This window comes from Stutzerimonas urumqiensis, assembly GCF_003640395.1.
GTDB classification, from domain to species: Bacteria; Pseudomonadota; Gammaproteobacteria; order Pseudomonadales; family Pseudomonadaceae; genus Stutzerimonas; species Stutzerimonas urumqiensis.
Genome location: NZ_RBZQ01000009.1, coordinates 172,905 through 190,933, shown reverse-complemented (window position 1 = coordinate 190,933; position 18,029 = coordinate 172,905). Strand labels below are relative to the sequence as shown.

The following is an 18,029-nucleotide window of genomic DNA, read 5'->3' as shown; positions in this document are numbered from 1 at the left end:
CCCCATCGCGACCGCCTTCCATGACCATCAAAGCACTCGTCGCCCGCCTGTTCGATACCGGCTCCCGTTTCATCCGCCGATACCCGGGCGTGGTCGCGCTGTTCGGCTTCGTCTCGGGCGTGGCGAGCTTCGTGCTCGTCGATCGCCAGGCGGGGCTGGCGAAGGTCGTGGCCTTGATCATGCTGGTGAGCTGGGTCTGGCTGATGCTGGAAAAGCCCCTGCGCCGGGCGATTCACCGCCTGTTCGGCTGGGATATGCCGCCGCCCCTGCTGCACTACGCAACGCAGCTGGTCCACCAGGAAAGCCTGTTCTTCATCGTCCCGTTCTTCTTCATCACCACCACCTGGCACAGCGGCCAGGCGGTCTTCACCCTGCTGCTGGGCGCCGCGGCGCTGGTCTCGCTGGTCGATCCGCTCTATTACCGCTGGCTCGCGCGCAAACGCTGGCTGTACCTGGCCTTCCACTCGCTGACGTTGTTCGCCGCGCTGTTGACGGCCTTGCCGATCATGTTTCACCTGTCGACCCCGCAGAGTTACCAGCTCGCCCTCGTGATCGCCGTGCTCCTGGCGATACCGAGCCTGGGGGCGCTCTTCCCGTACCGGGGCTGGCGCCGCGGGCTGGCGATCGTCGGCCTGGCCTTGGTGGTGGGCCTGTGCGGCTGGTTCGGTCGCACCTGGGTGCCGCCGGCCACGCTCTGGCTCACCGAAGCGAGCGTGACGCTAAGTATGGACGACGCCGAGCGGGAACCCGGACAAAGCCTGCGCGAACTCAGCGAAGCCCAGCTGCGCGCCGACGGGCTCTATGCCTACACGGCGATCAATGCGCCGCGCGGCCTGAAGGAACGCATCTACCATGAATGGTGGCACGACGGCCGACGCGTGGACCGCATCGCACTGGACATCAGCGGCGGCCGGGAGAAGGGCTATCGTGCCTGGACGCACAAACGCAACTTCCCGCCGCATGCGCAGGGCAAGTGGCGGGTGAGGGTCGTCACCGAGGCGGGCCAGATGATCGGCGTGCTGCGCTTTCGCGTCACCGAGTGATGCGAACGCCGGACGAGCGAAGCGCTCCAATCTTCCTGATGACGAGGAGCCGGCATGGATTGGTGGGACATCCTTACACGCACCCTGGCGAGCGAGTTCTCCGACATTCCCGATCTGGAGGAAGCCTTCCGGGTCGCGATCCGCTTGAGCCTCGCCACGTTCCTCGGCGGCCTGCTGGGTTACGAGCGCGAATCCAAGGGCAAGGCCGCCGGCCTGCGAACCCACATGCTGGTGTGCCTGGGCGCCGCGCTGTTCGCCCTCGCGCCGCTTCAGGCAGGCGTCGAGGTGAACGACCTGAGCCGGGTCATCCAGGGCATCGTGACCGGCATCGGTTTTCTTGGCGCCGGCACCATTCTCAAGGGCGAAACCGCACAAGACGTGCACGGACTGACGACCGCCGCCGGCATCTGGCTGACGGCCGCGATCGGCGTCACCTGCGGCCTGGGCCACGAGGCGACCGCCGTATTCACCACCGGCATGGCGCTCATCGTGCTGAAGGTCATGCCGGTCCTGGAACGTCACGCGGCGCGGACGCACCGGCTTGCACGCGGCCCCGACGACGATCGGGGCGACGACGCGGCCTGATTCCCAACCGAAGGAGCTTGCGATGCGCATTGCCGTCCTCTTGATCATCGGGAACCTAACCCTTGCCCTGTCCGGCTGCGGCGATACCGCCAAGCTTCCCACCCAGGCCGGCTATGGTCCCGATCCGGCATTGCCCGAACCGGTGACGAGCCGGATCCCCACGCTGAACATCGCACCGGCGGTCGGCTGGCCGGACGGCCAGCATCCGACGCCCGCCGAGGGCTTTGCCGTCGAGCCGTTCGCGGAGGGCCTGGATCATCCCCGCTGGCTCCATGTGCTGCCCAACGGAGACGTGCTGGTCGCCGAAACCAACGCCCCGCCCAAACCCGAGGGCAAACGCGGCGTCGTCGGCTGGATCATGAAAAAAATCATGTCCCGCGCCGGTGCGGGTGTGCCGAGCGCCAACCGCATCACCCTGCTGCGCGATACCGACGGTGACGGCCGCGCCGATCAGCGCAGTGTGTTCCTGGAGGGGCTGAATTCTCCCTTCGGCATGGCGCTGGTCGGCGATGACTTCTACGTCGCCAACACCGACGCACTGCTTCGCTTTCCTTACACGCCCGGCATGACAAACATCGACGCCCGCGGCGAAAAGATCGTCGACCTGCCGGCCGGCCCCATCAATCACCACTGGACCAAGAACGTCATCGCCAGCCGGGACGGCGCCCGGCTCTACGTCACCAGCGGCTCGAACAGCAACATTGCCGAGCACGGCATGGAGGCCGAAGAAAACCGAGCCGCCATTCTCGAAGTGGACCCACAGGCCAAAACCCTGCGCCTGTACGCTTCCGGCCTGCGCAACCCGAACGGGCTGGCCTGGCAGCCGACCAGCGGCGAACTGTGGACCACCGTCAACGAACGCGACCTGCTCGGCAGCGACCTGGTACCCGACTACATGACCTCGGTGCAGGACGGCGGCTTCTACGGCTGGCCCTACAGCTACTTCGGCCAGCACGTCGACGAGCGCGTGCAGCCGCAGCGTCCCGAATGGGTCGCCAAGGCGATCGTCCCGGACTATGCGCTCGGCCCGCATACCGCCTCGCTCGGCCTGGCCTTCTACGAAGGGGAGCTGTTCCCTGAACGCTATGCCGGAGGCGCTTTCGTCGGCCAGCACGGTTCCTGGAATCGCAAGCCGCTCAGCGGCTACAAGGTCGTCTTCGTGCCCTTCGAAAACGGCGAACCCAGCGGCCCGGCCGAGGACATCCTCACCGGCTTCGTCAACGATGACGGCGAGGCCAACGGCCGGCCGGTCGGCGTCGCCGTCGACAACACCGGGGCGCTGCTGGTGGCCGATGACGTCGGCAACCTGATCTGGCGCATCACGCCGACCCGGTGATGCGCCCCGCTAGATCGAGGCGGGCGACACCAGGACGGGCAGCGGGCGGTCGAGGCGAATCTCCTGAGGCGTGAGGGTGACGCCATAGGCAAGCACCTCGACGCCCGCCGCCAGCGCCTCGTGCAGCGCCTGCGCATAGGCCGGATCGATCTCGACCGCAGGCCGCACCGCCTCGATGCCGCCGAGGTTCACGCAGTAGAGCTGCACCGCCCGCACGCCGTTGCGGGCGAGCGTGGCCAGCTCGCGCAGGTGCTTGGCCCCGCGCGTCGTCACCGCATCGGGAAAGGCCGCCACCGCCCCTCCCGCATAGCCGAGGGTAACGCTCTTGACCTCCACGTAGGCCGGCCCTGCGGGGTATTCGAGGAGGAAGTCGATCCGGCTGTTTTCCTCGCCATAGCGCACCTCCCGCCGCAAGGCCGTGAAGCCGGCCAGTTCGGTGATCAGGCCCGCCTCGAGCGCTTCTTCGACCAGGGCGTTGGCACGCCCGGTGTTCACGCAGGCGAGCCGGCCGTGTGGCGTTTCGACCAGTTCCCAGGTCCCTGGCAGCTTGCGTTTTGGATCGCCCGAGCGGCTGAACCAGACCCTCGCCCCTTCGGCCATGCAGTGCAGCATCGAGCCGGTGTTCGGGCAGTGAATGCACAAGGGCTCGCCGGTTTGCGTCAGCACGTCGGCGAAGAAGCGCTTGTAGCGCCGCACCAGGCGGCCTTCTTCGAGCGGCGTAGGGAAGCGCATCAGGGCCGCCAGGTCCGCAGGCCGCGGGCGATCCGTTCGACCGCCTGCTTCAGCCGGTCGATGTCCTGGGTGTAAGCGAAACGTACATGGCGGCTGGCCAGATGGCGGCCGAAATCCAGCCCGGGGGTGAAGGCCACATGCTCGGTTTCCAGGAAGTGGCGGCAGAACTGGAAGGCGTCGCCACCGAAGGCGCTGATGTCCGCATATAGATAGAAGGCGCCCTCCGGTTCGACGGCGATGTCGAAGCCCAGCTCGCGCAGCGCGGGCAGCAGGAAGTCGCGTCGGGCGGCGAAGGCCATGCGACGCTGCTCGAGGATGGCCAGGGTCTCGGGCTCGAAGCACGCCAGCGCGGCATGCTGCGCCACGGTCGAGGCGCTGATGTAGAGATTCTGCGCGAGCTTCTCGAGCTCCGGGACAGCCGCTTCGGGCGCGATCAGCCAGCCCAGGCGCCAGCCCGTCATGCCGAAGTATTTGGAAAACGAGTTGAGCACGAAGGCCTCGTCGTCCACCTCCAGCACACTGGCGGCGTCCATTCCGTACGTGAGGCCGTGGTAGATCTCATCGACCACCAGGTGCCCGCCCTTGCGGCTCACCGCCGCCGACAGACCGGCCAGTTCGTCGCGCGATAGCACCGTGCCGGTGGGGTTGGCCGGCGAGGCGACCAGTGCGCCGACGCTGGCGTCGTTCCAGTACCGGTCCACCAGCTCCGGCGTGAGCTGGTAGCGATCGGTCGGCCCGACCGGCACCAGCTGCGCCTCGCCCTCGATCAGACGCAGGAAATGCCGATTGCAGGGATACCCCGGGTCGGCGAGCAGCCAGTGCCGTCCGGGATCGACGAGCAAACTGCTGGCCAGCAGCAACGCCCCCGAGCCTCCGGGTGTTACCAGGATGCGCCCGGGATCGACCGCAACTCCGTAGCGCTCCTCATAAAAGGACGCGATGGCCTCGCGCAATGCGGGCAACCCACGGGCGGCGGTGTAACGGGTGTGTCCCGCCGCCAGCGCCGCCTGGCCGGCCGCGACGATCGGGGCGGCGGTGGTGAAGTCCGGCTCGCCGATCTCCAGGTGGATGACGTCGTGCCCATCGGCCTGCAACTCATTGGCTCGTGCCAGCAGTGCCATCACGTGGAAGGGTTCGATCGCGCCGCTGCGGGCGCTGTATGCCTGGCTCATGACTCACCCGAGCGGGAAAAAAGCGCGAGTCTACCAGCCGGCCGACGCGCCATCCGATCCGCCGATGAGCGAGGGGCGTGCCGAACCGAATGATTTCGCCAGCCGCTGGTCCTAATGCAACGGTCTCACGAGCCCTTAGAAGTACGTCCCAAGAAGGCCGCCAGCCGGGGCCGATCGGGAGTAGCGCACCCCGAATCGTTCTGGTAAGTTCGCCCGCTTGCAGCCGCAGGGCCGGCACGGGTCGGCAAGGGACATTCAACCTGCGCAATGGACATAGCGAGAGGCGGACATCCATGCCCACCACCAAGACGACACAAACCAACAACCAACTGGTCCGTGGTTTCAAGCCCTATGAAGCGACCAAGGGCGAGGAATACATGAGCGAAGGGATGCGCGCTCACTTCTCCTCGATCCTCAATCAGTGGAAGCAGGAACTGATGGAGGAAGTCGATCGCACCGTGCACCACATGCAGGACGAAGCCGCCAACTTCCCGGACCCGGCCGACCGCGCCAGCCAGGAAGAGGAGTTCAGCCTCGAACTGCGCGCCCGCGATCGCGAGCGCAAGCTCATCAAGAAAATCGACGAAACGCTGCAGCTGATCGAAGACAACGAATACGGCTGGTGCGATTCGTGCGGCGTCGAGATCGGCATCCGCCGCCTGGAGGCCCGCCCTACCGCCAGCCTCTGCATCGATTGCAAGACGCTCGCCGAGATCAAGGAAAAACAGCTCGGTTCCTGACCGAACACGGGGCGCCACGGCGCCCCGCTTCATTTCTGCCATGTCTCCGGTTTCCACACTCCCCCCGCAAGACGGCCCCTACGTCGGCCGGTTCGCCCCCACGCCCAGTGGCTACCTGCACTTCGGCTCGCTCGTCGCAGCGCTGGCGTCGTATGCGGATGCACGCGCGGTCGGCGGTCGCTGGCTGGTGCGCATGGAAGATCTGGATCCGCCCAGGGAACTGCCGGGCGCGCAGACGGCCATCCTGCAGACCCTGGAGCGCTACGGCTTCGAGTGGGACGGCCCGGTGGTCCGGCAGAGCGAGCGTCTCGAGGTCTACCGGGAAGCGCTGGGCGATCTTCTCGACCGTGATCTGGCCTATGCCTGCCGCTGCTCGCGCAAGACGCTGGCTGACTACGCAGGCGTTTACCCCGGCTTCTGCCGCGAGCTCAAGCTGGGCCGCGAGGACGCTGCCATTCGCCTGCGCGTGCCGGATCGCACGTACCGCTTCATCGATCGGCTCCAGGGCGCGTTCGCGCAGAATCTGGCTCAAGAGGTGGGCGACTTCGTCATCCGCCGGCGCGACGGGCTGTTCGCCTACCAGCTCGCGGTGGTGCTGGACGACGCCTGGCAGGGCGTTACCGACATCGTGCGCGGTGCCGACCTGCTGGATTCCACGCCGCGCCAGCTCTACCTGCAGGAATTGTTCGATGCACCGCGGCCGCGTTACCTGCATGTGCCGCTGATCATCCAGCCGGACGGCCACAAGCTGGGCAAGCGTTACCGTTCGCCACCGCTCGAACCGCATCAGGCCAGCCCGTTGTTGGTGCGTGCGCTTCGCGCGCTCGGCCAACGCCCCGACCCGGCCCTCGCCGAGGCCGGTCCCGCCGAGGTTCTACGCTGGGCGTGCCAGCACTGGCAGGCGCAGGCCATCCCGTCGACGCTGACGCTCGCCGAGGCCCAGCTGCGCTGAGCGGCGCCTGCGCCTTCCGACCCCTTCCCGCTTCCTTTACCATCCGCCCACCGCAACTCGAGAGCCGGGCATGTACATCTATCGACTGGTATTGCTCCTGGTGGTCGGGATCTACCTGTTCTCGCCGGCCATCATGGATTGGTGGATCGACCCGAACGGCGCCTGGTACCGGCCCTACCTGCTGTGGCTGATCCTCATCGTGGTCACCTTCATCCTTCAGAGCCAGCGCGATGCCGACGAGCTTTAACCTCAGTCAGCTGGTCCTGATCAGCACCCTTTATCTGCTCGTCCTGTTCGGAGTCGCCTGGGTCAGCGAGCGCGGGATGCTGCCGCGCTGGATCACCCGCCATCCGCTGACCTACACCCTGTCGCTCGGCGTCTACGCCAGCGCCTGGACCTTCTATGGCGCGGTCGGCCTGGCGTACCAGTACGGCTACGGTTTTCTCGCCACCTACCTGGGGGTCTGCGGTGCCTTTCTGCTGGCGCCGGTGCTGCTCTATCCGATCCTGCGGATCACCCGGACCTATCAGCTATCGTCGCTGGCCGACCTCTTCGCGTTTCGCTTTCGCAGCACCTGGAGCGGCGCGCTGACGACCGTCGTGATGCTGATCGGCGTACTGCCGTTGCTGGCGCTGCAGATCCAGGCGGTGGCCGACGCCATCGGCATCCTGACCCTGGAGCCGATGCAGGGCCGCGTCGCCTTCGGCTATTGCGTGCTGATCACGCTCTTCACCGTGCTGTTCGGGTCGCGCCACATCGCGGCGCGCGAGAAGCATGAAGGCCTGGTGTTTGCCATCGCCTTCGAGTCCATCGTCAAGCTGGCGGCGCTCGGCATCATCGGCGTCTATGCGCTGTACGAGGTGTTCGGCGGCCCGATGGCCCTCGAAGCCTGGCTACTGCAAAACCAGACCGCGCTCGCCGCGCTGCACACACCCTTGCAGGAAGGCCCCTGGCGCACCCTGCTGCTGGTGTTCTTCGCCTCGGCGATCGTCATGCCGCACATGTATCACATGACCTTCACCGAGAATCTCAACCCTCGCGCCATGGTCAGCGCCAGCTGGGGCCTGCCGCTTTACCTGCTGCTGATGAGCCTGGCCGTGCCCCTGATTCTCTGGGCGGGGCTGAAGCTCGGCGTCGACACCAATCCCGAATATTTCACGCTCGGCCTGGGCATCACGGTGGGCAACCAGCCGCTCGCGCTGCTGGCCTACATCGGTGGCCTGTCGGCGTCGAGCGGCCTGATCATCGTCTCGACGCTGGCGCTGTCCGGCATGGCGCTCAACCATCTGGTGCTACCGCTGTACCAGCCTCCGGCCGAGGGCAACATCTACCGCTGGCTGAAATGGACCCGGCGCGGCCTGATCTTCACCATCATCATGGCCAGCTACGGCTTCTATCTATTGCTCGGCGCCGAGCAGGACCTGTCGAACCTCGGCATCGTCGCCTTCGTCGCCACCTTGCAGTTCCTGCCGGGCGTGCTGTCGGTGCTCTACTGGCCGACCGCCAACCGGCGCGGCTTCATCGGCGGGCTGGTCGCCGGCATCGGCGTGTGGGTGGTGACCATGCTGCTGCCGCTGGCGGGTAACCTCGACGGCTTCTACATCCCGCTGCTCAACGTCGTCTACGTGCTCGACGACACCAGCTGGCACCTGGCCGCGATCGCCTCGCTGGCGACCAACGTGCTGGTGTTTTCGCTGGTGTCGCTGTTCACCGAGGCCAGCCGCGAGGAAAAGAGCGCCGCCGAAGCCTGTGCGGTGGAGAACGTCCGCCGACCGCAGCGACGCGAGCTGGTCGCCGCCTCCCCGCAGGAATTCGCCACCCAGCTGGCCAAGCCGCTCGGCGCCAAGACCGCCCAGCGCGAGGTGGAGCAAGCCCTGCGCGACCTCGGCCTGCCCTTCGACGAACACCGCCCCTACGCCTTGCGCCGCCTGCGTGACCGACTCGAAGCCAACCTGTCCGGCCTGATGGGACCGAGCGTCGCTCAGGACATCGTCGAGAACTTCCTGCCTTACAAGAACGGCGCGGAAGGCTACGTCACCGAGGACATCCACTTCATCGAGAACCGGCTCGAGGAATACCACTCGCGCCTGACCGGTCTCGCGGCCGAGCTCGATGCGTTGCGGCGCTACCACCGGCAGACGCTTCAGGAACTGCCGATGGGTGTCTGCTCGCTGGCCAAGGACCGGGAAATCCTCATGTGGAACCGGGCGATGGAGGAGCTGACCGACATCTCCGCGCAACAGGTCGTCGGCTCGCGGCTCAACACGCTGGCCGAGCCGTGGGAAAGCCTGCTGGTGAGCTTCATCGAGCAGCCAGCCGAGCACCTGCACAAACAACGCCTGAGCGTGGACGGCGGCACCCGCTGGCTGAACCTGCACAAGGCGGCGATCGACGAGCCGCTGGCACCGGGCAACAGCGGCCTGGTCCTGCTGGTCGAAGACCTGACCGAAACCCAGGTGCTGGAAGACCGGCTGGTCCACTCCGAGCGCCTGGCGAGCATCGGCCGACTCGCCGCGGGCGTCGCCCACGAGATCGGCAACCCGGTGACAGGCATCGCCTGTCTCGCACAGAACCTGCGCGAGGAACGCGAAGGCGATGGCGAGATCATCGAAATCAGCGGACAGATCGTCGAGCAGACCAAGCGCATCTCGCGCATCGTCCAGTCGCTGATGAGCTTCGCGCATGCCGGCGGGCGCCAGCAGCAGCTCTACCCCGTCGACCTGGCCGCCGTGACGCAGGATGCGGTGGCGCTGCTGTCGCTGAACAAGCGCGGCACCGAGGTCCAGTTCCTCAACCTGTGCGACCCGGACCATCGCGTCGAGGGCGATCCGCAACGCCTGGCGCAGGTGCTGATCAATCTGCTTTCCAACGCCCGCGACGCATCCCCGCCGGGCGGTACCATCCGCATCTGGACCGAGCTGATCGAGCATGCTGTCGAGCTGAACGTCGAGGACGAAGGCAGCGGCATTCCCAAGGCCATCCAGGAGCAGTTGTTCGAACCCTTCTTCACCACCAAGGATCCGGGCGAAGGCACCGGCCTGGGCCTTTCACTGGTCTATTCGATCGTGGAAGAGCATTATGGCCAGATCATGATCGATAGCCCGGCGAATGCCGGGACGCAGCGAGGAACCCGGATACGGGTTGAGCTGCCGCGCTACGCCGAGGCGACTGACGCCGAGCGTTGAGAGCGCACGCGTCGCCGACGCCGCGCTCGACACCGTCGAGAGAGTTCCGATGTCCCATATTCTTATCGTCGAAGACGAAACCATCATCCGCTCCGCCCTGCGACGTCTGCTGGAACGCAACCAGTACGAGGTCAGCGAAGCCGGTTCCGTGCAGGAAGCCCAGGAGCGATACAGCATTCCCAGCTTCGACCTGGTGGTCAGCGACCTCCGGTTGCCCGGTGCGCCCGGCACCGAGTTGATCAAGCATGCCGAAGGCGCGCCCGTGCTGATCATGACCAGCTATGCCAGCCTGCGATCGGCGGTCGATTCCATGAAAATGGGCGCGGTGGACTACATCGCCAAACCCTTCGATCACGACGAAATGCTGCAGACGGTCGCGCGAATCCTGCGGGACCGCCAGGCCAGCCCGGCGGCTGCCGGCCGCCCTGCCGCCAGCGCCGCCGAGGCGCCCGAAGCGAAGGGTGAGATCGGCATCATCGGCGACTGCCTGCCCATGCGTGACCTGTTCGGCAAGATTCGCAAGGTCGCGCCTACCGATTCCAATGTCCTGATCCAGGGCGAGTCGGGTACCGGGAAGGAGCTGGTCGCCCGTGCGCTCCACAACCTGTCCCGTCGAGCCAAGGCGACGATGATCTCGGTGAACTGTGCGGCGATCCCTGAAACGCTCATCGAGTCCGAACTGTTCGGCCACGAAAAGGGCGCCTTTACCGGAGCGACGGCAGGGCGAACCGGCCTCGTCGAGGCGGCGGACGGCGGCACCCTGTTCCTCGACGAAATCGGCGAGCTGCCGCTCGAAGCCCAGGCGCGCCTGCTGCGCGTCCTGCAGGAAGGCGAGATACGGCGCGTCGGGTCGGTGCAGTCCCAGAAGGTGGACGTCCGCCTGATTGCGGCCACACACCGCGATCTCAAGACGCTGGCCAAGACGGGCCAGTTCCGCGAAGACCTTTATTACCGCCTCAACGTGATCGCCCTGCGCCTGCCGCCGCTCCGTGAGCGCGGCATGGACGTACTCGAGATCGCGCGCGCCTTCCTGCAACGCCAGAGCACCCGCCTGGCCAGTGGCGAGCTGCGTTTTTCACGTGATGCCGAGCAGGCGATTCGACACTATTCCTGGCCAGGCAACGTCCGGGAGCTGGAGAATGCCATCGAGCGGGCCGCCATCCTGTGCGAGGGCCCCGAAATCAGTGCCGAGTCGCTGGGGATCGACATCGAGCTCGAAGGAATCGATGACGACTTCATCGACGAGCCCTGCCAGCCGGCGGTCACTGGCGTCGGCAACAGCCATGAGCCCACCGAGGACCTGTCGCTGGAGGATTACTTCCAGCATTTCGTACTCGAGCACCAGGACCACATGACCGAAACGGAGCTGGCGCGCAAGCTCGGCATCAGCCGCAAATGCCTGTGGGAGCGCCGCCAGCGGCTGGGTATCCCGCGCCGCAAGAGCGCTACCGCCGGTTGATACCCGGCTGTTACCGCACCGAACGATTACGTAACAAAAACCGGGTTCATCGGTAACGGAAGCCCGGTTTTTTTTGCCCACCAGAAAAGCCATCTCATGCAACACACTGAAAAATAAGCATTTTAAAAAGTTGGCACGCCACCTGCTTTCTCTATGGCACAACAACAATAACAAGCAGATCCCATAACAAGAACAAGACGTACCGGCTCTAGCAGAACAAAAACAAGAAGGCAGAGACGCAGCTAACTGATTCTTTTGGAGAGGAGTTGCCACCGGGGTTTAACCCCACGACCAGGCCGAGAACAACAAAACTGCTCAACGCAGCGCCTGCACTGGTTGGATCGACGATCACTGGCAACATCAGCGACCAAAGCAATCCGTTTGCTACTGGCTCCCAACGTAGGAGCACCTCCCGACGGCCAAGGCCTAGGGACGGGCGAAAACAAAAACAACAGGCCCGAACCAACAATAAAAACAAAGCACGCACATACCTTGGGGGGAGCTTCGGCTCCCCCAGTGCTTTACGGCCCTCCTGTTTTGACACCCTTCCCCGCTTCATTCAACATCGGTTCGCCCCGATGCTAGACTCTGCGCTGTCCGCGCCGGCCCGAAGGCCCGTCTGCCGGCCTCCATTCGTCACCAAGTGCCCCCCATGCTGAAAAAGCTGTTCCAGTCCTTCCGCTCTCCCCTGCGTCGTTTTTCGCCGCAGCGCCGCACGCCCGAAATACTCACCAGCCGCCAACATGCCCTGCCGCGTGCCAAGCTCAGCCGCAACGCCGTCAACGTCGTCGAGCGCCTGCAGCAGGCGGGCTACGAGGCCTACGTCGTGGGCGGCTGCGTGCGTGACCTGCTGCTGGAAATGACTCCCAAGGATTTCGACGTCGCTACCAGCGCCACGCCGGAACAGGTCCGCGCGGAGTTTCGTAACGCACGCGTCATCGGCCGTCGATTCAAGCTGGTGCACGTTCACTTCGGCCGGGAAATCATCGAGGTCGCCACCTTCCGCGCGCAGCACCTGGAGGAAGAGGACGATGCCCAGCACGGCGCGCGCAACGAAAGCGGACGCATCCTGAGAGACAACGTCTACGGCAGTCTCGAGGACGATGCGCAGCGCCGCGACTTCACCATCAATGCGCTCTACTACGACCCCTCCAGCGAACGCATCCTCGATCACACGCACGGTGTCCATGACATCCGCAACCGGCTCATCCGGCTGATCGGCGACCCCGAGCTGCGTTACCAGGAAGATCCGGTACGCATGCTCCGCGCCGTGCGCTTCGCCGCCAAACTGGACTTCGAGATCGAGCGATACAGCGCCGAGCCTATTCGCCGACTTGCCCCGCTGTTGCGCGACATTCCCTCGGCACGGCTGTTCGACGAGGTGATCAAGCTGTTCCTTGGCGGACGTGCCGAGCGCACCTTCGAACTGCTGCTCGAGTACGACCTGTTTGCCCCCTTGTTCCCAGCCAGCGCAGCCGCTCTGGCCGAGGACCCGGATTACGCCGGCGACCTGATCCGCCAGGCGTTGATCAACACCGATGAACGCATCCACCAGGGCAAGCCGGTAACACCTGCGTTTCTTTTTGCCGCCCTGCTGTGGCCGGCCCTGCCGGCGCGCGTGAAGCTCCTGCAGGACCGTGGCATGCCGCCGATACCAGCCATGCATGAAGCGGCGCACGACATTGTTTGGGAGCAATGCCAGCGAACGGCGATCCCCAAGCGCTTCTCCATTCCGATGCGCGAGATCTGGGACATGCAGGAACGCCTGCCTCGTCGCCACGGTCGTCGTGCCGATCAACTGCTGGAGAGCCCTCGCTTTCGCGCCGGCTATGACTTCCTTCTTCTGCGCGAGAGCGCCGGGGAAGAAACCGATGGCCTCGGCGACTGGTGGACCGACTACCAGGAAGCCGATGAGCAGGGTCGCCGTGCCTTGATCCGCAGCCTGAGCGGAAAGGACGACGAGAGCAGCCGCAAGCGGCGGCGCGGCGGGCGGCGCAAGCGCCCGTCCGGCACCGGGGCGTCGGCCGAGTGACCGAACGCGCCTACATCGGGCTGGGCAGCAACCTCGCATCGCCCGCCGATCAGCTGGACCAGGCCCTGCGGTCGCTGGCGACCCTGCCGGACACGCGCTTGGCCGATGTTTCTTCCTTCTATGCGAGCGATCCGCTCGGCCCGGCCGACCAGCCCCGGTATGTCAACGCCGTGGCGGCGCTGGACACCGATCTGCCGCCGATCGACCTGCTCGACGCCCTCCAGGCGATCGAGCATGCCCAGGGTCGGGTCCGCGAACGACGCTGGGGCGCGCGCACGCTCGACCTCGACATCATTCTGTATGGCGATCGACTGATCGACGAGCCGCGCCTGCGGGTTCCGCACTATCACCTGCAGGCTCGCGCCTTCGTTCTGTACCCCTTGGCCGACGTGGCACCGGTCGGCCTGCGGCTGGCGGACGGACGATTCCTTTCCGATCTTCTCGCGCAATGTCCCTTCGAAGGACTGGAGCGCCTCGAGGCCCTGTCACCGCAGCGGTAACGCTCGTAACACAGCGGTAACAGTCGCGATTGACTAACCCGCGACGCATCGGGACTATAAGCGCCCGACGTCGGGACGCATCCACTGGGCGCATCACCTCGCGCAGACCGAGCGCGATCGACCGACCCCTATACAGGCTTCGCGCATGCGCATGCCTGACAGGCCTCGAGAGGACGGCACCATGCCAGATGTCACCCTGACGACCCTGCAAGCGCTCAAGCGCAAGGGCGAAAAAATCACCATGCTGACCTGCTATGACGCCACCTTCGCCAAGACCCTGTGCGAAGCGGGCGTCGAGCTGCTGCTGATCGGCGATTCGCTCGGCATGGTCCTGCAAGGCCATGACAGCACCCTGCCGGTTACGGTGGCGGACATGGCGTATCACACCGCGAACGTCAAGCGGGGCAACCGGGGCGCGATGATCGTCGCCGACCTGCCATTCATGGCCAACGCCACGGTCGAGCAGACGCTCAACAATTCCGCCACGCTCATGCAGGCGGGCGCGCACATGATCAAGCTCGAAGGTGCCGGCTGGCTCGCCGAATCGATCCGGCTGCTGGCCGAGCGAGGCATCCCGGTCTGCGCCCACATGGGCCTGACGCCGCAGGCGGTCAACCTGCTCGGCGGCTACAAGGTGCAGGGCCGGGAAGAGGCGCAGGCGGCCCGAATGCTCGAAGACGCTCAGGCGCTCGAGGCCGCCGGTGCCGCGATGCTGCTGCTGGAATGCGTACCGAGCGACCTGGCGACGCGCATCACGCAGGCGGTCAGCGTTCCGGTGATCGGAATCGGCGCCGGCCCGGGTACCGACGGACAGGTCCTGGTCATGCATGACATGCTCGGTCTGTCCCTGAGCGGTCGCGTCGCCAAGTTCGTGCGCAACTTCATGGTCGACAGCCCGAGCATTCCCGCGGCCTTCTCCGCCTACGTGAGCGCTGTCAAGGCGGTGCAGTTCCCCGCGCCCGAACACGAGTTCTCAGCATGATCACCGTCCATACCGTCGAGGCGCTGCGACGCGCCGTCAGCGAGGCACGCGCCGGTGGCGCCCGGGTCGGCTTCGTGCCGACGATGGGCAACCTGCACAGCGGTCACGTCGCACTGGTCACGCGCGCCAAAACCCGCGCCGACTTCATCGTCGCCAGCATCTTCGTCAACCCGCTGCAGTTCGGCCCCAACGAAGACCTTGCCAGCTACCCACGAACGCTCGCCGCCGACCAGGACAAACTGGCCGCAGCGGGCTGCGACCTGCTGTTCGCGCCCAATGTCGATGAGATGTACCCGAACGGCCAGGCCATGCAGACCCGCGTCAGCGTGCCCGGCGTCTCGGAAGGCCTATGCGGCGGCAGTCGGCCCGGTCATTTCGATGGCGTCGCCACCGTGGTCACCAAGCTCTTCAACATGGTGCAGCCCGATGTTGCCGTGTTCGGCCAGAAGGACTTCCAGCAGCTCGCCGTCATCCGCACCCTCGTGCGCGACCTGAACCTGCCGATCGAGATCATCGGCGAGCCGACCGTCCGTGCGGAGGACGGCCTGGCCCTGTCCTCGCGCAACGGTTACCTCGACGCGGACCAGCGCGCCCGTGCGCCGCACTTGCACCGCGCGCTCAAGGCGCTGGGCGAGGCCATCGAGGCGGGACGGACCGATCATGCCGAGCTGATCGAGCAGGCGCTCGCCGAGCTGCGCGAAGCCGGTTTGCGGCCCGACTACCTGGAAATCCGCGACGCCCTGACCCTGGGCCCGGCACGCGCCGACTCGACGGAGCTGGTGCTCGTGGCCGCCGCGTTTCTCGGCACGACCCGGCTGATCGACAACCTGATCGTCCGGCCACCGAGCCACGCCTGATCCACCGATCCCGTCGCCTTGATCGCCCTCAGGGCTTCGGGCACACTCTGCGCCGCCCTGTCGCACCCCGCTGAGGATTCGCCATGCACGCCATCATGCTCAAGGCCAAACTGCACCGCGCCCAGGTGACCCATTCGGTCCTGGACTACGAAGGCTCCTGCGCCATCGACGGCAACTGGCTCGACCTGTCCGGCATCCGGGAGTACGAGCAGATCCAGATCTACAACGTGGACAACGGCGAGCGGTTCACCACCTACGCCATCCGCGGCGAGGAAGGCTCCAAGATCATTTCGGTGAACGGCGCGGCCGCGCACAAGGCTGGCGTCGGCCACCGGCTGATCATCTGTGCCTATGCGCACTACAGCGAAGCGGAGCTGGCGAACTTCAAGCCGCGCATCCTCTACATGGGCGCCGATGGCGAGCTGAGCCACACCAGCAATGCCATTCCGGTGCAGGTGGCTTGACCGCCTTGTCCGTCGCACCACGGAACACCGCATGACCGAGGCCCGGCCGTCGCACGACGCCGGGCCTTTTCGTTTCCGTCCGCCGCGACCGTCGGACCGGAACACAGCAGGCTTTTCAAGGGTCTGAGCACTCTGCGATGGACCGGAGCGGCCATCGTCTACGCCAGAAGAAAAGCCGAACGGACCGCGTCACGCGCTATCAGCAATGGGCGCCGGGCGTGCCAGCATTACTACGCAAAGGAAGCCGCATCTCATGATGTACTACCAGCACCCACTCGACGTCACCGAACTGCCGTCCTGGAAGGCCCTGGAGGAACACCGCCTGGCCATGCAGAACTTCAGCATGCGCCAGGCCTTCGCCGCCGACCCCAAGCGCTTCGATGAACTGTCCGTCTCCTGCTGCGGGCTGTTTCTCGACTACTCGAAGAACCTGATCACCGGCGAGACGCTGCAACTGCTCGTCAACCTGGCCCGTGAAGCCGGCGTCGAGCAAGCGGCCCATGCCATGTTCAACGGCGAACCGATCAACGCCTCGGAAGGTCGCCCGGTCCTGCATACCGCGCTGCGCCGGCCGATGGGCGACACCGTGATGGTCGACGGCCAGAACGTCATGCGCGACGTTCACGCCGCGCTGGCGCAGATGACCGACATCGTCGGGCGCATCCACAACAATCTCTGGCGTGGCTACAACGACAAAGCCATCACCGACGTGGTGAACATCGGCATCGGCGGCTCCTTCCTGGGGCCGCAGCTGGTGTCCGAAGCGCTGCTGCCGTTCACCCAGCACGGCGTGCGCTGCCACTACCTGGCCAACATCGACGGCAGCGAATTCCGCGAAGTGACGGCCAAGCTCAACGTCGAGACCACCCTGTTCATCATTTCCAGCAAGACCTTCGGCACGCTGGAAACGCTCAAGAACGCGCAGGCCGCCCGCACCTGGTACCTGGCCCGCGGCGGCACCGAGGAAAAGCTCTACCGCCACTTCATCGCGGTCACCAGCAACAAGCAGGCGGCGATCGACTTCGGCATTCGCGAGAAGAACATCTTCCCGATGTGGGACTGGGTCGGCGGGCGCTATTCGCTGTGGTCGGCCATCGGCCTGCCGATCGCGCTGGCCATCGGCATGCACAACTTCAAGGACCTGCTTTCCGGCGCCTACAGCATGGACACGCATTTCCTGACCGAGCCGTTCGAGCGGAACATGCCGGTGCTGCTGGCGTTGTTGGGCGTGTGGTACCACAACTTCCTCGGCGCGCAGTCCTACGCCTTCCTGCCGTACGACCACTACCTGCGCAATTTCGTCAAACACCTGCAACAGATGGACATGGAGTCGAACGGCAAGAGCGTGCGCCAGGACGGCACGCCGGTCTCCTGCGGGACCGGCCCGGTGATCTGGGGCGGCGTTGGCGCCAACGGCCAACACGCCTACCACCAGCTGCTGCACCAAGGCACGCCGCTGATTCCGGCGGACTTCATCGTCCCGGTGGTCAGCCACAACCCGGTCGCCGACCACCACGAGTGGCTGTATGCCAACTGCCTGTCGCAGAGCCAGGCGCTGATGCAGGGCAAGACGCGCGAAGAGGCCGAGACCGAGCTGCGTGCCAAGGGCCTGCCGGAAGCCGAGGTTCAACGACTCGCGCCGCACAAGGTCATTCCCGGCAACCGGCCGAGCAACACCCTGGTGATGGAAAGCATCAGCCCCGGGCGCCTGGGCGCGCTGATCGCGCTGTACGAGCACAAGGTCTTCGTGCAGGGCGTCATCTGGGGCATCAACTCGTTCGACCAATGGGGCGTGGAACTGGGCAAGGAGCTGGGCAAGGCGGTCTACGGCCGTCTCACCGGCTACGACGCACCGCCTGCCGAAGACTCGTCCACCCAGGGCCTGATCGACTACTTCCGCGGCCGTCACCGCGGCTGATCGCAACGCTGACGAGGCCGGCCGACGCCCTGCGTCGCGCCGGCCTTTTTCGTTTTGACCCCAAGGCTTCGC

Annotated in this window: 16 protein-coding genes; 14 read left to right on the top strand and 2 right to left on the bottom strand. The window is 65.8% G+C overall.

Annotated elements, in window-relative coordinates; all coding sequences use genetic code 11:
* Nucleotides 1-20 precede the first annotated feature (20 nt).
* The 3 genes from D7325_RS17175 to D7325_RS17165 are packed head-to-tail and all read left to right on the top strand — an operon-like array spanning nt 21 to nt 2,964.
* The gene (locus D7325_RS17175) at nt 21-1,043 is read left to right on the top strand and encodes a DUF5924 family protein (RefSeq protein ID WP_120997674.1); all 1,023 of its coding nucleotides are present in this window, start codon (nt 21-23) and stop codon (nt 1,041-1,043) included.
* Nucleotides 1,044-1,097: 54 nt separating this feature from the next.
* Nucleotides 1,098-1,628, top strand: coding sequence for an MgtC/SapB family protein (locus D7325_RS17170; RefSeq protein ID WP_120997673.1), 531 nt, complete (start codon nt 1,098-1,100; stop codon nt 1,626-1,628).
* A gap of 22 nt (nt 1,629-1,650) precedes the next feature.
* Nucleotides 1,651-2,964: a PQQ-dependent sugar dehydrogenase gene (locus D7325_RS17165; protein WP_120997672.1), complete on the top strand. Its 1,314-nt coding sequence runs from the start codon at nt 1,651-1,653 to the stop codon at nt 2,962-2,964.
* A gap of 9 nt (nt 2,965-2,973) precedes the next feature.
* Here D7325_RS17165 and sfsA read toward each other — a convergent pair whose 3' ends face one another.
* Complete coding sequence (gene sfsA / locus D7325_RS17160; protein WP_120997671.1) at nt 2,974-3,696, bottom strand: DNA/RNA nuclease SfsA; 723 nt, start codon at nt 3,694-3,696, stop codon at nt 2,974-2,976.
* On the bottom strand, nt 3,696-4,868 hold the full coding sequence (locus tag D7325_RS17155; RefSeq protein WP_120997670.1) for a pyridoxal phosphate-dependent aminotransferase: 1,173 nt from the start codon (nt 4,866-4,868) through the stop codon (nt 3,696-3,698). Before D7325_RS17155 ends, sfsA begins: the two co-directional genes overlap by 1 nt.
* A 293-nt stretch (nt 4,869-5,161) precedes the next feature.
* On the opposite strand from D7325_RS17155, the gene dksA reads away from it, so the two are divergent.
* From dksA to pgi, 11 genes are all read left to right on the top strand, one after another.
* On the top strand, nt 5,162-5,608 hold the full coding sequence (dksA, locus tag D7325_RS17150; RefSeq protein ID WP_120997669.1) for an RNA polymerase-binding protein DksA: 447 nt from the start codon (nt 5,162-5,164) through the stop codon (nt 5,606-5,608).
* Nucleotides 5,609-5,648: 40 nt separating this feature from the next.
* Nucleotides 5,649-6,560 (top strand): tRNA glutamyl-Q(34) synthetase GluQRS, encoded by a 912-nt coding sequence (gene gluQRS, locus D7325_RS17145; protein WP_120997668.1) that lies wholly within the window; start codon nt 5,649-5,651, stop codon nt 6,558-6,560.
* Nucleotides 6,561-6,630: 70 nt separating this feature from the next.
* On the top strand, nt 6,631-6,807 hold the full coding sequence (locus D7325_RS17140) for a hypothetical protein (RefSeq protein WP_003095129.1): 177 nt from the start codon (nt 6,631-6,633) through the stop codon (nt 6,805-6,807).
* Nucleotides 6,791-9,745, top strand: coding sequence for a sensor histidine kinase (locus D7325_RS17135; protein WP_120997667.1), 2,955 nt, complete (start codon nt 6,791-6,793; stop codon nt 9,743-9,745). Before D7325_RS17140 ends, D7325_RS17135 begins: the two co-directional genes overlap by 17 nt.
* A gap of 49 nt (nt 9,746-9,794) precedes the next feature.
* Nucleotides 9,795-11,204: a sigma-54-dependent transcriptional regulator gene (locus D7325_RS17130; RefSeq protein ID WP_120997666.1), complete on the top strand. Its 1,410-nt coding sequence runs from the start codon at nt 9,795-9,797 to the stop codon at nt 11,202-11,204.
* Nucleotides 11,205-11,856: 652 nt separating this feature from the next.
* Entirely contained in the window at nt 11,857-13,236 is a 1,380-nt protein-coding gene (locus tag D7325_RS17125) for a polynucleotide adenylyltransferase PcnB (RefSeq protein ID WP_120997665.1), read from the top strand.
* Entirely contained in the window at nt 13,233-13,736 is a 504-nt protein-coding gene (folK, locus tag D7325_RS17120; RefSeq protein WP_120997664.1) for a 2-amino-4-hydroxy-6-hydroxymethyldihydropteridine diphosphokinase, read from the top strand. The genes D7325_RS17125 and folK overlap by 4 nt, the downstream gene beginning before the upstream one ends.
* A gap of 181 nt (nt 13,737-13,917) precedes the next feature.
* Complete coding sequence (panB, locus tag D7325_RS17115) at nt 13,918-14,718, top strand: 3-methyl-2-oxobutanoate hydroxymethyltransferase (RefSeq protein ID WP_120997663.1); 801 nt, start codon at nt 13,918-13,920, stop codon at nt 14,716-14,718.
* Complete coding sequence (gene panC, locus D7325_RS17110) at nt 14,715-15,575, top strand: pantoate--beta-alanine ligase (RefSeq protein ID WP_120997662.1); 861 nt, start codon at nt 14,715-14,717, stop codon at nt 15,573-15,575. Before panB ends, panC begins: the two co-directional genes overlap by 4 nt.
* Before the next feature lie 83 nt (nt 15,576-15,658).
* A complete protein-coding gene (panD, locus tag D7325_RS17105) occupies nt 15,659-16,039 on the top strand; it encodes an aspartate 1-decarboxylase (RefSeq protein ID WP_120997661.1) in 381 nt (126 codons plus the stop codon).
* 253 nt (nt 16,040-16,292) lie between these two features.
* Complete coding sequence (gene pgi / locus D7325_RS17100) at nt 16,293-17,957, top strand: glucose-6-phosphate isomerase (RefSeq protein ID WP_120997660.1); 1,665 nt, start codon at nt 16,293-16,295, stop codon at nt 17,955-17,957.
* The last annotated feature ends 72 nt before the right edge of the window (nt 17,958-18,029 follow it).

Coding starts and splice junctions, on each gene's coding strand:
- D7325_RS17175 (WP_120997674.1), top strand. CDS start 21: ATGACCATCAAAGCACTCGTCGCCCGCCTGTTCGATACCGGCTCCCGT.
- panC (WP_120997662.1), top strand. CDS start 14,715: ATGATCACCGTCCATACCGTCGAGGCGCTGCGACGCGCCGTCAGCGAG.
- D7325_RS17155 (WP_120997670.1), bottom strand. CDS start 4,868: ATGAGCCAGGCATACAGCGCCCGCAGCGGCGCGATCGAACCCTTCCAC.
- sfsA (WP_120997671.1), bottom strand. CDS start 3,696: ATGCGCTTCCCTACGCCGCTCGAAGAAGGCCGCCTGGTGCGGCGCTAC.
- D7325_RS17140 (WP_003095129.1), top strand. CDS start 6,631: ATGTACATCTATCGACTGGTATTGCTCCTGGTGGTCGGGATCTACCTG.
- panB (WP_120997663.1), top strand. CDS start 13,918: ATGCCAGATGTCACCCTGACGACCCTGCAAGCGCTCAAGCGCAAGGGC.
- gluQRS (WP_120997668.1), top strand. CDS start 5,649: ATGTCTCCGGTTTCCACACTCCCCCCGCAAGACGGCCCCTACGTCGGC.
- dksA (WP_120997669.1), top strand. CDS start 5,162: ATGCCCACCACCAAGACGACACAAACCAACAACCAACTGGTCCGTGGT.
- pgi (WP_120997660.1), top strand. CDS start 16,293: ATGATGTACTACCAGCACCCACTCGACGTCACCGAACTGCCGTCCTGG.
- D7325_RS17165 (WP_120997672.1), top strand. CDS start 1,651: ATGCGCATTGCCGTCCTCTTGATCATCGGGAACCTAACCCTTGCCCTG.
- D7325_RS17170 (WP_120997673.1), top strand. CDS start 1,098: ATGGATTGGTGGGACATCCTTACACGCACCCTGGCGAGCGAGTTCTCC.
- D7325_RS17125 (WP_120997665.1), top strand. CDS start 11,857: ATGCTGAAAAAGCTGTTCCAGTCCTTCCGCTCTCCCCTGCGTCGTTTT.
- D7325_RS17130 (WP_120997666.1), top strand. CDS start 9,795: ATGTCCCATATTCTTATCGTCGAAGACGAAACCATCATCCGCTCCGCC.
- D7325_RS17135 (WP_120997667.1), top strand. CDS start 6,791: ATGCCGACGAGCTTTAACCTCAGTCAGCTGGTCCTGATCAGCACCCTT.
- panD (WP_120997661.1), top strand. CDS start 15,659: ATGCACGCCATCATGCTCAAGGCCAAACTGCACCGCGCCCAGGTGACC.